The 15,275-nt window shown below is 25.7% G+C and carries 15 protein-coding genes and 2 tRNA genes; 6 read left to right on the top strand and 11 right to left on the bottom strand.

Annotated features, from left to right (window positions below; all coding sequences use genetic code 11):
- Positions 1-31: 31 nt before the first annotated feature.
- Positions 32-265 carry a DUF2795 domain-containing protein gene (locus H0H54_RS02890; protein WP_012821710.1) on the bottom strand — a complete coding sequence of 78 codons (234 nt, stop codon included), beginning with the start codon at positions 263-265 and terminating at the stop codon, positions 32-34.
- Positions 266-408: 143 nt separating this feature from the next.
- Between H0H54_RS02890 and fmt the strand changes: the two genes are divergently transcribed.
- Both fmt and H0H54_RS02900 read left to right on the top strand, forming a co-directional pair.
- Complete coding sequence (gene fmt, locus H0H54_RS02895; RefSeq protein WP_185863222.1) at positions 409-1,377, top strand: methionyl-tRNA formyltransferase; 969 nt, start codon at positions 409-411, stop codon at positions 1,375-1,377.
- Between the two features lie 114 nt (positions 1,378-1,491).
- A complete protein-coding gene (locus tag H0H54_RS02900) occupies positions 1,492-1,758 on the top strand; it encodes an HU family DNA-binding protein (protein WP_185863223.1) in 267 nt (88 codons plus the stop codon).
- A gap of 67 nt (positions 1,759-1,825) precedes the next feature.
- On the opposite strand, the gene pdxH is transcribed toward H0H54_RS02900, so the two are convergent.
- Positions 1,826-2,482 carry a pyridoxamine 5'-phosphate oxidase gene (pdxH, locus tag H0H54_RS02905; protein WP_185863224.1) on the bottom strand — a complete coding sequence of 219 codons (657 nt, stop codon included), beginning with the start codon at positions 2,480-2,482 and terminating at the stop codon, positions 1,826-1,828.
- A 69-nt stretch (positions 2,483-2,551) separates the two neighbouring features.
- Here pdxH and H0H54_RS02910 point away from each other — a divergent pair.
- The 3 genes from H0H54_RS02910 to pheT all read left to right on the top strand — a co-directional run bounded on the left by H0H54_RS02910 (position 2,552) and on the right by pheT (position 5,853).
- Positions 2,552-2,625, top strand: a tRNA-Met gene (locus H0H54_RS02910).
- A gap of 43 nt (positions 2,626-2,668) precedes the next feature.
- Positions 2,669-3,802, top strand: a complete 1,134-nt coding sequence (gene dnaN / locus H0H54_RS02915; RefSeq protein WP_185863226.1) for a DNA polymerase III subunit beta — start codon at positions 2,669-2,671, stop codon at positions 3,800-3,802.
- Entirely contained in the window at positions 3,799-5,853 is a 2,055-nt protein-coding gene (pheT, locus tag H0H54_RS02920) for a phenylalanine--tRNA ligase subunit beta (protein ID WP_185863227.1), read from the top strand. Before dnaN ends, pheT begins: the two co-directional genes overlap by 4 nt.
- Here pheT and H0H54_RS02925 read toward each other — a convergent pair.
- Positions 5,850-7,292 (bottom strand): glycine--tRNA ligase, encoded by a 1,443-nt coding sequence (locus H0H54_RS02925; protein ID WP_185863228.1) that lies wholly within the window; start codon positions 7,290-7,292, stop codon positions 5,850-5,852. The genes pheT and H0H54_RS02925 overlap by 4 nt on opposite strands.
- Positions 7,293-7,298: 6 nt before the next feature.
- Positions 7,299-8,252 (bottom strand): thioredoxin-disulfide reductase, encoded by a 954-nt coding sequence (gene trxB / locus H0H54_RS02930; RefSeq protein WP_185863229.1) that lies wholly within the window; start codon positions 8,250-8,252, stop codon positions 7,299-7,301.
- A gap of 104 nt (positions 8,253-8,356) precedes the next feature.
- Between trxB and H0H54_RS02935 the strand changes: the two genes are divergently transcribed.
- Positions 8,357-8,731, top strand: coding sequence for a type I restriction enzyme HsdR N-terminal domain-containing protein (locus H0H54_RS02935; RefSeq protein WP_317168482.1), 375 nt, complete (start codon positions 8,357-8,359; stop codon positions 8,729-8,731).
- 17 nt (positions 8,732-8,748) lie between these two features.
- Here the strand turns inward: H0H54_RS02935 and gap are convergent, their stop codons facing one another.
- The 7 genes from gap to fabZ all read right to left on the bottom strand — a co-directional run bounded on the left by gap (position 8,749) and on the right by fabZ (position 15,104).
- Entirely contained in the window at positions 8,749-9,762 is a 1,014-nt protein-coding gene (gap, locus tag H0H54_RS02940; RefSeq protein WP_185863231.1) for a type I glyceraldehyde-3-phosphate dehydrogenase, read from the bottom strand.
- A 31-nt stretch (positions 9,763-9,793) separates the two neighbouring features.
- Entirely contained in the window at positions 9,794-11,584 is a 1,791-nt protein-coding gene (gene lepA / locus H0H54_RS02945) for a translation elongation factor 4 (RefSeq protein ID WP_185863554.1), read from the bottom strand.
- Positions 11,585-11,620: 36 nt separating this feature from the next.
- Positions 11,621-11,693: transfer RNA gene (locus H0H54_RS02950), tRNA-Arg, on the bottom strand.
- 21 nt (positions 11,694-11,714) lie between these two features.
- Positions 11,715-12,290 carry an aminoacyl-tRNA hydrolase gene (pth, locus tag H0H54_RS02955; RefSeq protein ID WP_185863232.1) on the bottom strand — a complete coding sequence of 192 codons (576 nt, stop codon included), beginning with the start codon at positions 12,288-12,290 and terminating at the stop codon, positions 11,715-11,717.
- A gap of 23 nt (positions 12,291-12,313) precedes the next feature.
- Positions 12,314-13,189 carry a succinate--CoA ligase subunit alpha gene (gene sucD / locus H0H54_RS02960; protein WP_185863233.1) on the bottom strand — a complete coding sequence of 292 codons (876 nt, stop codon included), beginning with the start codon at positions 13,187-13,189 and terminating at the stop codon, positions 12,314-12,316.
- 36 nt (positions 13,190-13,225) lie between these two features.
- Positions 13,226-13,795, bottom strand: a complete 570-nt coding sequence (locus H0H54_RS02965; protein ID WP_185863234.1) for an elongation factor P — start codon at positions 13,793-13,795, stop codon at positions 13,226-13,228.
- A gap of 16 nt (positions 13,796-13,811) precedes the next feature.
- Entirely contained in the window at positions 13,812-15,104 is a 1,293-nt protein-coding gene (fabZ, locus tag H0H54_RS02970; RefSeq protein ID WP_185863235.1) for a 3-hydroxyacyl-ACP dehydratase FabZ, read from the bottom strand.
- Positions 15,105-15,275: the final 171 nt, after the last annotated feature.

Genomic DNA, 15,275 nt, shown 5'->3' on the forward strand with positions numbered 1-15,275 from the left:
AAATCAATCATACTAAAAAAAATAAAAAAATTTAAAGTTCATATTCATCTCTATTCCAATAAAAGTCCTCGTCATCACGTGGGTAATCTGCCCATATATCTTCTATAGATTCAAAAACTTCTCCTTCTCCGTTTTCTAATTGTTGAAGATTTTCAACTACCTCTAAAGGAGCTCCAGTACGAATAGCAAAATCAATCAATTCTTCTTTTGTTGCAGGCCAAGGGGCGTCTTCTAAATGAGAAGCTAATTCTAAAGTCCAATACATAATATTTCTAATTATTAAAAAATCAAAAAAAAATGATATTAAAATGATGTTTTATTTTATATATTTGATTTTCAAAAATCAATGAACTTTTTCATAAAAAATTACAAGATAAAACTAGTGAATTTAAATTACAAATAAATTACATGAAAAAGTTTCCAAAAATTGTATTCATAGGTTCAAATCATTTTTCTCTTTATACCTTAAAAGAATTACACGCTAAACAATACAACATTGTAGGAATAATTACAAGTCCTGACAATCCATTTTTAAAAAAAAAAGGAATAAAAGCATTTCCCCCTGTAAAAATATACGCCTTAGAAAATAATATTCCTTTTTTACAACCTAAAAATCTCATAAATCATTCTTTTTTAGAAAATCTGAAATCATGGAATGCAGATATACAAATTGTTGTTTCCTTTAAAATTTTACCTAAAGAAATATGGAATCTACCTAAAATGGGATCTTTTAATTTGCATGCATCTTTACTTCCACAATATAGAGGAGCGGCCCCTATCAATTGGGTCATTATTAATGGAGAGAATAAAACTGGATTAACAACTTTTTTCATAGAAGAAAAAATAGATTCTGGAAGAATCCTTTTACAAAAAGAAATTGAAATAAAAAAAGAAGAAACGGCAGGAGAATTAGAGAAAAAATTAAAAAAAATTAGCGGTAATGTGGTAATTCAAACTTTAGAAAATATTATAAAAAATAAAATCAAACCTATTTATCAAAAAAATATTGATTCTTCTTTGCTCAAAAATGCACCAAAAATATATACTAAAGATTGTAGAATACAATGGGAAAATCCGTCTATAGAATCTATATACAATAAAATAAGGGGATTAAGTCCTTATCCTACAGCGTGGACATTTTTATTTTTTGATAAGATAAGATTTGTTCGATTCAAAATTTTTTTTGTAAAAAAAATACAAGAAATACATACTTTTTCAATAGGGTTAGTCTTCATTACGAAAAATATGGAGATGATAATCTCCGTTAAAGAAGGTTTTATATCCATCATTGAAGGACAAATAGAAGGAAAAAAAAGAATGCATATTAAAAATCTAATTAATGGATTGAAAATAAAAGAAAATCTTTTCGTACGATGAAAATCTTAGTCATTTATCCTTTATATATATATATTTGTTATTTTATTTATTGCTATTGTTAATCATAGAATTATTTTATGATTAACTAGTTGACTAAAATTAAATTAATTATTCATGAACAAAACAGAATTGGTTAATTCAATAGCTGAAAAAACTGGAATCACAAAAATAAAAGCCAAAAGTGTTACAGATGCATTTATCGAAACAGTAATTGAATCTTTAAAAAAAGGAGATAAAGTAACTCTTGTAGGATTCGGAACCTTTTCTGTAATAGAAAGACATCCTAGAAATGGAGTCAATCCTAGAACAGGAAAAAAAATACATATTCCAGGTAAGAAAGTGGCTAAATTTAAAATAGGAGCAGAATTGACAAAATTATAAATTTAAGATAAAAGATAGAGTTTGTAAATCACGAACTTTATCTTTTATTTTGTATCGTTATTTTGTATCATGGAGATAATCTATACAAAATCCATTTTTTTTCTTTTTCTAAAAAATAAACAAGTCTATCATGAAGTCTGTTGGGCTGTCCTTGCCAAAATTCCATTTTATATGGTTTTACAATATACCCCCCCCAATAGAAAGGACGTCTTATTATTTGTTTATTAAAAAAATTTTTCCATTTATTATATTGTTTTAATAAATATTCTTTAGATGAAATAATCATACTTTGTCGAGAAGCCCAACTTCCAATTTTATTTCCTATAGGTCTATTATGAAAATATTCGTCAGACTTATTTTTTTGTACTTTTGATGTAACTCCTTTAATAATAATTTGTCTTTCCATATTTTTCCAGTAGAAAGAAATACATACTTTTGGTGTGTTTTGAATTCCTCTTCCTTTCAAACTATAATAATTTGTATAAAAAATGAATCCGTTTTCTGAATATTCTTTTAATAAAACTACTCTAGTCTCCGGGCAACCATCTTCTCCTATAGTAGAAATAGACATAGCATTAATTTCTTCGTCATCTTTTTCTTGATAAAAAGATTTTTCTTGTTGAAACCAATTATCAAATAATTGAAAAGGCTCTTTTGGTACTTCAGACTCTAACAAAGAATTTTTTGTATAATCTTTTCTAAAATTGCTCAAATTAACAGTCATATATATATAAAAGTATTAATAAGTAAAAATATCCTAACTTTATTGATTGTTATAACATAAAAAAATATTGGCGTGATAGCTCAGTTGGTTAGAGCGTTGGATTCATAACCCAGAGGTCGGGGGTTCAAATCCCCCTCACGCTACTAAAAATTTTGTCTTTTTTTTGTAAAGAAAACACGAAAAAATATGTATTTTTCTATTTCTAGTTCTTCTCTATTAAGAAAATTACATACTTTATATAAAATCATAAATATTAATAATCTATCTGGTTTAATTACTCTTGTTCTTTCTAAAAAGAATCAATTAAAAATTATATGGGGGTTAGATTCAAAAAATTTAATTCACTCATATATAAAAATAAATGTTAAGAAATATACGAAAGAAAAAGTAACTATATCTATCAAATTTATGATAGATGTTTTAATTACGTTTTCAAATGAAAAACTTCTCATAAAAAGGACAGAAAAGAATACACTTAATATTTATTCTAAACAAGGAATTTATGAAATTCCTACTTATAATGATTCAAATCATACTCATACAGTAGTATGTAAATCACCTTTTTTTGAAAAAATTTTTTTATCGGCGAATAGTCTTTTAAAGATATTAAATAAAACTTTATTTGCTACTGGCAATGAAGAATCAGAACCTATATTAAATGGGGTATTTTTTCAATTTTTTACTAATGAAGCAATTTTTGTAGCTACGGACACTTATAAATTGGTAAAATATACTATAAAAAATTTTAAAATAAATAAAAGTATACAATTCATTATATCTAAAAAATGTCTGAATATAATTCAGAATATTTTAAATGATGAAATCAAAAGTAATATGATTATTGAATATCATAATAAAAAAAACATTGTTTTTTATTTTAAAAATCATATTTTTTTGTGTCAACCAATAAACGAAAAATATCCAGATTATCATTCTGTTATCCCTACTCATGATAAATGTCATGCGTCATTTATTATTAATAAACTTTTATTATTAAATATTATTAAAAGGATATCTATTTTCTCTAGAAAAAAAGAAAATTTTGTTGATTTTTATTTTAATCATCACAAATTAAAAATTTGTGATCAAGTTAATATTAATAATTTTGTTTCAGGGATAAAGTGTAAAGTTGTTTTTAACAATTTAAAAAATATGAAAATAGGTTTTAATTCTCAATTTTTAATTGAAATTTTATCTTATCTAAATGAAGATTTTGTTTATTTTGAATTATATAGTAAAATGGGCATTATAAAACCTTTATATCAAAAAAAAAAAGAAGAATCTATTTTTATGTTAGTTATGTCTACAATAAAAATATGAAAATATCATTGAATTGGCTTAAAAAGTATGTATTTCCTCTTGATATAGAGGGAAATGAAATTTCAAACATATTAACCGATATTGGATTAACAGTAAAAGGAATCAATAATATTGATAAGGATATTGTTCTAGATGTTGAAATAACACCGAATCGTACAGATGCTATGAGTCATTATGGAATTGCACGTGATTTATATGCTGTTTTAAAATTTAGAGGACATAAAGTGAATTTATCAAAACCTGTGATAAGTAAAGGGATTGATTTCAATCAAAGATCTCATATTCAAATTTTTGTGAAAATACATGAAAAATGTATAAGATATTCCGGAATGTTTATTTCTAAAATAAAAATAGAACCATCTCCATACTGGTTAGTTTCCATATTAAAATCCATAGGAATAAAATCTATAAATAATATAATAGATACAATGCATTTTGTTATGTATGAATTAGGGCAACCTATACATATTTTTGATATGGACCAGATAGAAAATGGAAAAATTATAATAAAAAATGCAGATAAAAATACGAATTTTCAATCTTCAGATAATGTTATGATAAAACTTGATGAAGAAGATTTGGTTATTTGTGATGGAATGAAACCATTATCTATAGCTGGAATGATTAATCATGTGAAATCTAATATAGATGTTAGTACAAAAAATATTTTTATAGGAAGCGCTTGTTTCAATCCTATTATTATTCGAAACTTTCGAAAAAAACATTCTGTAAAAATAAAAACACAACATATTTTTGAAAAAGACCCTGATCCTAATCAGACTATATACGCTTTACAAAGAATAGCTTTTCTTATCAAGGATATAATGAAAAATCAGATATCATGTTCTGATATAATTGATTTTTACCCTAATCCTATATCTTTTTCAAAAATTAAACTTCGTTATAATAAAATTGTAAATATTATAGGAAAAAAAATATCGATAAAAAAAATTAGAAAAATTTTATCATTGTTAGAAATAACGATTCATTCCGAAAATAATAAGTGTTTATTTATTAGTGTTCCTTCCTATAGAACAGATGTTCAAAGAGAAATAGATGTAATTGAAGAAATATTACGAATTTATGGAATTCATAAAATTCCAATATATAATCAAATAAAAACACCTTATCCTAAAGGATTTTATAAAACAGAATATGAAATACAGAAAACATTTTCTGAACAATTAACCTCTTATGGTTTTCAAGAAATAATTTCTCCTACTATGACAAATGAAAAGGCTTGTTTTCTAAATTCTTTTTTTCATAGAAAAGAGATTCAAGTTCTAAATCCAGTGAATCAAAGCTATAAATTTATGCGCTCTAGCTTGTTATTCAGTATAATAGATTGCATAAAATATAATTATAACAATAATAGAATCAATTCCAGTATAAAATTTTTTGAATTAGGGAAAGTATATTATCAAATAAATAATAAATTTTTAGAAAAAAGCTACCTTGGAATGGCTATATCGCAAAAAGAAAAAGTTCAATCTAAAAATTATCCTTTTTTTTATTTAAAAGGAATTATTGAACAAATATTTCAAAAAAGTGGAATATATAATTATACTCAAATACTTTCTGAACATCCATTATTAGAAAACGGGGTTTCTATATTGTATGATCATAAAAATTTAGTTGAAATAGGAAAGTTTAAAAATAATGTTTTAAAAAAAAATGAAATATTTTATGCAGAAATTGATTGGAGATATTTAGTTTCTATCATTCAAGAAAAAAAAACAATTTATATTCCATTATCTAAATACCCCTCTTCAAGAAGAGACTTGTGTTTATTAGTAGATAAAACTATTTCGTTTGAAGAAATTCATCAAATAGTTAAAAAAAAAGAAAATCATATAATCAAAAAAATACAAATATATGATTTATATGAAGGAATTCATTTACCTATATCAAAAAAATCTTATACTATAAGTTTCTTTTTTGAAAGCCCAAAAGAAACATTAACTGATAAAATTATTAGTGATTCAATGAAGGAAATCGAATTGTTTTTGAAACAAGAATTAAAGGCTGAAATAAGAGAAAAAAAGAATTAAATTATATAAGACAAATTTTTTAAAATTTTTCTCAATCCAGTCTCTCGTTCTATAATTTTTGATATTTCTTTTATGTGAATTCTTTTCTGTTTCATGCTATCTCTATTTCTTATGGTTACTGTTTCTGTTTTTAGAGTGTCGTAATCTACAGTAAAACAAAATGGAGTTCCTATGGCATCTTGTCTTCGATATAATTTTCCAATGGATTCTTTTTCATCGTATATCAATCTATGATGAATTCTTATGTCATTAAATATTTTCTTTGCTATTTCTGGTAATCCATCTTTTCTAACTAATGGGAATATAGCAGCTTTAATGGGAGATAAATAATATGGAAATTTTAATACTACACGTTTTTTTCCATTTTCTAATTTTTCTTTCTTTAATGAAGAAGAAAATATAGCTAAAAAAAGACGGTCTAATCCTAAGGATGTTTCTATGACATAAGGTATATAATTTTTTTTTAATTCGAAAATTCTTAATTTTTTCTTGGAAAAAAATTCATGATTTTTTAAATCAAAATCTCTACGAGAATGAATCCCTTCTATCTCTTGAAATCCAAAAGGAAAATGAAAGACTATATCTGATCCTGCACTTTCATAATGAGATAGATGATCATGATCGCATAATTTATAATATTTTTTATATTCTAAATTTAATTCTAAATGCCATTTTAATCGATTTTTTTTCCAATATTCATACCATTTCATTTCTTCTTCTGGAAGAGTAAAAAATTGCATTTCCATTTGTTCAAATTCCCGCATTCTAAATAGAAATTTTCTGGAGAAAATTTCATTTCTAAACGATTTTCCTATTTGTGCAATTCCAAATGGAATTTTCATTCTGTTTGATTTTATAACATTCTGAAAATTAGAAAATATACCTTGAGCTGTTTCAGGACGAAGATATAAATCTTTTTCATTTTTGATTTTGAACATCATGTTAAAATAACGGATATCAGTCCAATTTTTGGTTTTAGAAACAGGATCACAAATACACAACTCATCAATTAAAATTTTTATATCTACCAAATCATTTTTTTTCAAAGATTGAGACAAACGAGATAATATTTTTTCTTTTTTTTTAGGATCATTTAAAAACTTCTCTTCTACATATTCTTGAATCAGAATTTCAGGACGATATCTTTTTTTAGAATCTTTATTGTCAATTAATAACTCACTAAATTTTTTAACATGACCGGATGCTCGCCAAATATCAGAATGCATAATAATAGAAGAATCCAATCCTACTATATTATCATGAAGTTGAGTCATTGATTTCCACCAAAATTCTTTTATATTATTTTTTAATTCCACTCCATGTGGTCCATAATCATAAATAGCGTTTAATCCCCCATAAATTTCGCTAGAAGGAAAAATAAAACCATAAGTTTTTGCGTGAGAAATTAAAAAATCAAAAAAATGACTACATTTTTTCATATTATTCTACTCTACATATAAAGATAAATACTTTTCCAAATCTAATGCAGCCATACATCCAGTCCCAGCAGAAGTAATAGCTTGACGATAATTTGGATCTTGCACATCTCCTGCTGCAAATACTCCAGGTTTGCTAGTTATAGTCTTTCCTTTTTGTACAACCACATATCCTCTTTTATCTAAATCTAATTCTTTTTTTAATATTTCTGTATTAGGTACATGACCAATCGCAATAAATAAACCACTAATTAAAATAGTTTTACTGGTTTTAGTTTTTTGATTAAAAACCTTAATACCTTCCAGAAAATTATCTCCAATAATTTCTGTAACATTAGAATAAAATAAAATACTGATATTACTTTTTTTTGAAATACGATATTGTAAAATTTTGGACGCTTTAAAATAATTTTTTCTAATGATCAAATATACTTTTCTACAAATCTTTGCTAAATAATTTGCTTCTTCTAAAGCGGTATCACCTCCTCCTATCACAGCTACATCTTTTTCTTTATGAAAAAAACCATCACAAGTCGCACAAAAGGAAATACCTAATCCCATAAATTTTTTTTCTTTATGAATTCCTAAAAATTTGGGACTAGAACCTGTAGCTATAATTATTCCTCTACTTTCTAAATATTTTTTTTTCATAGAAAAAAAAATACGATGGATTCCTCCTTTTTTATTGGATAAAATCACATGATTCACTGATTCATTGATAATTTTAGTATTAAAACGTCCTGCTTGCTTTTTACAGTTGTTCATTAGATCGTTTCCATTAATACCTTCAGGAAATCCAAGATAATTATCAACACTAGTTGTAGTGGTTAGCTGCCCTCCTGGTTGAAATCCAGTAAAAAGAATAGGATTCATATCAGCTCTTGCTGCATATATGGCCGCAGAATAACCAGCAGGGCCAGATCCAATAATTACACAATCTTGTATTTGTTTTTTGAGTAACATATTATTTATTTATTTTTTTTATAATATATTGAATAATAAATTATATGCATGATTTAAACTTTTTTATAAAAAAACATTTGTATTTAAAAAAAATAAAAGATAGAATGTATATATTTTGTGTGATCAGAGAAAAATTTTATCTTTTTACTCAAGAAGAAGTAATACGACAATATATAATTTTTTTATTAAAACAAGTAAAAAATTATAAAAACTCTAACATATGGGTAGAATATCCTTTTAAAATAAATAAATTAAAAAAACGATTAGATATTTTAGTTCAATTTAACAAAAGGCCCCACATACTTATAGAATGTAAAACTCCAAAAACTCCTATTACACAAAAAACTTTTGATCAAATTTCCATATATAACAAAACCATCAAAGCTCCATTCTTAATGATCAGCAATGGAATCAACAATTTCATTTTTAAAATAGAAAAGTATAAAAAAAGATTTTCATTTTTAAAATATATTCCATAACCAATAATTTAATTATATTATTCTGTTGATAAAGAATGCATATACTCGATAAGATCTAACAGTTTTGTGGAATATCCAACTTCATTATCATACCACGCCACAATTTTAAAAAAATTGGGATTCAACATAATACTAGAATTTGCATCAAAAATAGAGATTCTTTTATCTCCTACAAAATCAGATGAAACGACAGCATCTTCTGTATACCCCAATATCCCTTTCAATGTAGTTTTAGAAGCTTGTTTCATACAGAATTTAATGTCATCGAAACTTACACTATTTTTTAGATGAACCGTGAAATCTAAAACAGATACATCTGCCACTGGAACTCTAAAAGCCATTCCTGTTAATTTTCCATTTAAACTAGGAATAATTTTTCCTACCGCATAAGCGGCGCCTGTTGATGATGGAATTATATTAACCAATGAAGACCTTCCTCCTCTCCAATCTCTAATAGAAGCAGAATCCACAACTTTTTGAGTTGCAGTAGAAGCATGTATTGTGGTCATCAATCCCTCTAATATTCCAAAATTATCATTTAAAACTTTAACGATGGGAGACATACAATTTGTAGTACATGAAGCGTTAGATACAATATTTTGATCTTTTTTAAGATTTTTATGATTCACTCCCATAACAAACATAGGAATATCATCTTTAGGAGGTGCCGACAAAATCACTTTTTTAGCGCCTGATTTTAAATGAGCATTAGACAAACTTTTTGTTAAAAAAAGTCCAGTAGATTCAACAACATATTCTACATTCAAATTTCCCCAATCTAGTTTACCAGGATCCTTTTCATTAGTAACCTTAATGCGTTTTTCATTCAATATTAGATAATTTTTATCTTCAATCCGAATATTTCCTTTAAAAGGACCATGAATAGAATCATATTTTAACATATAAGCTAAATATTCTATAGAGACCAAATCATTTATAGATACTACTTGAATAGTGTTTCTATTTAAAGCAGATAATAAAACTAGTTTTCCTATTCTTCCAATTCCATTAATTCCTATTTTTATAGACATATTTCAATAATTTAATTGATTTGTTGTAAAATTAATTTTTAACTTTCAAAAAAGTCATAAAAGCAGATGACGGTATTTCAACTTTTCCTAGTTTACGCATTTTTTTCTTTCCTTTTTTTTGCTTTTCCAAAAGTTTTCTTTTTCTGGAAATATCACCTCCATAACATTTATCTGTAACGTTTTTTCTTAAAGCTTTAATAGTTTCTCTTGCCACAATTTTTCCCGATACAGATACTTGAATAGGAATACTAAATTGATGTTTCGGGATTAACACAGATAATTCTTGACATATTTTCCTTGCTAAAAACAAAGCTTTTGTTTTATGAACTAAAAGAGACAAAGATTCTATTTTTTCGTAATTAATTAATACAGTAATTTTTTTTAAACCCGATTCTCTATAACCGATAAAATCATAGTCGAAAGAAGCATATCCATTAGAAATGGTTTTTAACTTATCATAAAAATCGAATATTATTTCAGATAAAGGCATTTCAAACGTAATTTTTATTTTTTTAGAAGTCAAATAATTATGATTTCCAATCATAATTCCTCGTTTTTCAATGCATAATGATATTATATTTCCTATACAAACATCTTTAGTAAGAATAGAAACTAAAACATATGGTTCTTCTACTTTCTTTAATTTTTCCATTTCTGGAAAATATGAAGGATTATTAATAAACATTTTTTGACCATTTTTCATATAAACTTTATAAGAAACATTAGGTATAGTAATAATTACAGAAATATTATATTCACGTTCTAAACGGTCTTTCACGATTTCCATATGAAGAAACCCCAAAAACCCACAATGAAAACCAGACCCTAATGCTGGAGAGGATTCAGGAATGAAAGAAAGTGCGGCATCATTTAATTGCAGTTTTTCTATAGAAGAACGTAACTCCTCATATTCATCAGAATTAACTGGATAAATGCTAGCAAAAACCATAGGTTTAAATTCTTTAAATTTTTGTATTGCTTCTTTGGCTGGTTCTTGAGCATCTGTTATAGTATCTCCTACTTTTACTTCACTTGTATTTTTTATACCAGAAACAACATATCCAACATCTCCTGTATGAATCTGATTTTTTGAAATACGTTTTATTTTTAAAGTCCCTATTTCATTTGCAGAATAAACTTTTCCTGTGGACATAAATTGCAATTTTTGGCCTTTTCGTATACTCCCATTTTTAACTCTAAATAATGCTTCAATCCCTCTAAACGGATTGTATAAAGAATCAAAAATAATAGCCTGTAAAGGAGCTTTTGGATCACCTTTTGGGGCAGGAATACGTGTTACTATTTTATTTAATATATTATCAACCCCTAATCCATTTTTTGCACTAATAGGAATGATATCTTCCATTTTACATCCTACTAATTCCATAATTTCTTTCATTACATCTTCTGGAATAGAATCGGATAAATCAATTTTGTTTAAAACTGGAATAATAGCTAGGTGATTTTTTAATGCTAAAGAAAGATTAGATATTGTTTGTGCTTGTACGCTTTTCATACAATCAACGACAAGTAAAGCTCCTTCACATGCTGCAATAGAACGTGATACTTCATATGAAAAATCAACATGTCCAGGAGTATCAATTAAATTTAAAATGTATATTTTATTATTGTATTCATATTCCATTTGAACAGCATGACTTTTGATAGTAATCCCTCGTTCTCTTTCCAAATCCATATCATCTAATAACTGATTTCGTTTTTTTTCTGATACTGTTTTTGTCAATTCTAATAAACGATCAGCTAACGTACTTTTACCGTGATCTATATGTGCGATAATACAAAAATTACGAATATAATGAATCATAATTAATTATAATTTAGTTTAAAAATAATTAAATAACCTTGAAGGGGATCGAACCCATACCATAGGAATCGGAATCCTATATTCTGTCCTATTAAACTACAAGGCTATATTATATAATTAATTTTATTTATATATGACGATTAAACATATTCATTGTTTTTTGTAATCCATTTTTTACAAATGAAAATATTATTTCTATACCTACATCTAATTTGTATGATAAATCATTGATTTCTTCATCTTTCCAGTTATCTAATACATAAGAATCTGTTTTTTTTTTAAAATGATCTTTATTAATACCAACACCAAAACGAAGACGTGCATAATGAGATGTTCCTATTTCCTGTTCTATATTTTTTAACCCATTGTGTCCTCCATTTCCTCCTTTTCCTCTTAAACGAAAATTCCCAAAATCCAAATAAATATCATCAGATATTACAAGAATATTTTTTAATACTATTTTTTCTTTTTTCATCCAATATTTAACAGCTATTCCACTGCGATTCATATAAGTAGAAGGTTTTAAAAAAAAAAGTAATTTGTTATTATGATTGAATTCTGAAATAAAACCGAGTTTTTTTTTCGAAAAATAGAAAAAATATTTCTCTGAAATTCGATCCAAAATCATAAATCCAAAATTATGTCTAGTTTTTTCATATAAATGCCCGGGATTTCCTAATCCGACTATCAAAAACTTTACCATTATGTAAATAAATCATATTAATTTTAGTGAAGAATTTCATATACTACTTTTCCTATATTAGCCGGGGATTTAACAATATGTATTCCGCTTTCTTTCATGATTTTCATTTTTTCTTGTGCTGTTTCTATTTTTTTTTCTATAATAGCTCCAGCATGCCCCATTGTTATCCCTTTTGGAGCTGTTTGTCCAGCTATAAAGCCTATCACCGGTTTTTTATTTCCCCATTTTTTTATCCATTCAGCTGCCTCAATTTCTAATTTTCCTCCTATTTCTCCAATCATAACAATACATTCTGTTTCTGGATCATGGAAAAATAACTTCATAACCTCTTTTATACTCATTCCGATAACAGAATCTCCTCCTATCCCAACAGCAGTAGAAATTCCATACCCTAATTTCACAATTTGATCTGCAGCTTCATAAGTCAGAGTTCCTGATCTAGAAATTATTCCTACGTTTCCTTTTTTTTTAAATACTGAATTAGGCATAATACCGACCTTAGACTCTTCTGGAGAAACGATTCCAGGACAATTTGGCCCTATTAAACGAGATTTTTTTCCTTTTAAAAAATGTTTAATTCGAATCATATCTGAAACAGGAATTCCTTCTGTTATACACACAATAACTTGTACATTCGTATAAATAGATTCTAAAATTGCATCAGAAGCAAAAGCAGAAGGGACAAAAATTACGCTTACGTTTCCCCCTGTATGATTTACTGCTTCTTCAATAGTATTAAAAATAGGAACACCTAAATACATTTTTCCTCCTTTACCTGGAGTAATTCCTCCTACTATCAAAGTTCCATAATTTATCATTTGTTCAGTATGAAATAAACCCTCTTTCCCAGTTAATCCTTGGACAAGAACTTTAATGTTTTTATCTATCAAAATACTCATAATTATTAATTAATTTTTTTTCATAAAATTTTAATTTTATTTTTTAATTCTTTCTATATAAGATCTATTTTCTGTATTTATTTTAACAAAATCTCCTATCTTTAGAAAAGAAGGAGCCAACAACCTAGTCCCAGTTTCTAAAATAATAAGTTTATTGGTATTATTAATAGTGTCTCCTTTTTTTACATATTCTGTCTGTTTCACTTCCAAAATAACTGTAGAAGGTATTTTAAAAAACAAAAAAATTTTTTCTTTTTCACTTTTTACATGAAAAAAAATAGGGATTTTCACCCCTTCTTTCAAAAACTCTATATTTGTGTTTCTTATTGATTTCTTTTCTATTTGTATTTGATCATAAGTGCTATCATCCATAAAATAAAAAATGTTTCTTTCTTTATATAAATATTTATAATAATGATACTCTATTTCAACCTTTTTTAATTTATGTTTTGATGAAAAATTGTTTTCTAAAACATGACCTGTTACTAAATTTTTCAATTTAGTTCTAATAAAAGCATATCCTTTTCCCGGTTTTACATGAAGAAAATCAATAATTTTGAATATTTCCTTATTCCATTGTATATATAAACCTTTTCTGATGTTCATTTAATTTTAAAATTTTTCATAAATTTTTAACGATTTTTGCAACAACTTCTGCTTCTACTACAAGCTTATTGTTTACGTAACCTTTTCCTCGCATGTAAACAATTCCTCTTTTCATAGATTCTAACAAATAAACTTGAAAAATAATCATATCTCCAGGAATTATTTTATGTTTAAATTTTACTTTATCTATTTTTAAAAAATAAGTAGAATATAATTCAGGATGACTTAGTTTATTTAATACAAGTATTCCTCCAACTTGTGCGATAGCTTCTATTTGCAATACACCCGGCATAATAGGTTCTCTAGGAAAATGTCCTATGAAAAAGGATTCATTCATTGTTACATTTTTAACTCCTACAATACTATTTTCTGTTAAGTCTATGATTTTATCTACTAAAAGAAATGGAGGTTTATGAGGTAAAATTTTCATAATGCTTTTTATATCCAAAATAGGTTTCTTTTTGAAATTGAATTCAGGAATATCATTTTTTCTTAACGTTTGAATTTGATTCATTAACTCTTTTACAAATTGTATGATAATATAGTTATCTGGATTATAAAAGATGAATTTTCCTTTTAACTTAGTTTCTATTAAAGTTAAAAAACCTATAATATCTAAAAGAATATGTTTTGCTATTTCATTAAAAGCTTGATCTAAATAAAAGCAAGTATTATAAAAAAAAGAATACAAAGAATTTTTTCTTACTTCCTCAATTTTTTTTTCGCTAAGAATACAAAATATTTTTGAATTTGCAATTTTTTTAAACTGATATATATGTTGAAAAATAGCATTTTTTGCATAATATCTAGAGTTAAAATCTATAACTGTTATAATTTCAAATTTTTTAGCCGGTAAAGCTAAAATTTCTCCTCCTGTTTTTGTATTTTCATAAGAAATAATTTTCGTTATTGAATAATATTTTCTTATTTCGTTTTGTTCTATAATTCCTACTTTTTGAATAGCTTCTACAAAAAATTTAGAAGATCCGTCCATAATAGGAATTTCAACATTATCTAATTCTATAATTACATTATCTAGATCCATACCAGTCAAAGCGGCTAAAACATGTTCAATAGTATAAATTTTAAATCCATCTTTTTCTAGAATGATACCTTTATCTATACTTTCTTTTTTAAAAAAAGAATAATGAGCTTTTATCCAAGGTTTTTCTTTTATATCTGTTCTAATAAAAATAAACCCCGTATGAATTGGAGCTGGTTTGAAAGTAATAGTTACTTTTTTTTTTGTGTATAAACCAAATCCTTGTAAAGAAATTTTTCCAGCAATAGTTTTTTGCTTTTCAAGCATATAACAATATATATTAGAATTCTTTAAAAGAAAAATAAAAACTTTATGTAATTTATACTACAGACGTGTGATTCTTATTTGATTATATCATGAATTTTTCAAGACGTATGATTTTCTTCTTTATAGGTTTTGTTATTGGTATTTTGATATTACTTTTTTTTTCCTATACCT

Origin of the sequence: Blattabacterium cuenoti (genome assembly GCF_014251815.1) — a bacterium.
Classification (GTDB): domain Bacteria; phylum Bacteroidota; class Bacteroidia; order Flavobacteriales; family Blattabacteriaceae; genus Blattabacterium; species Blattabacterium cuenoti_E.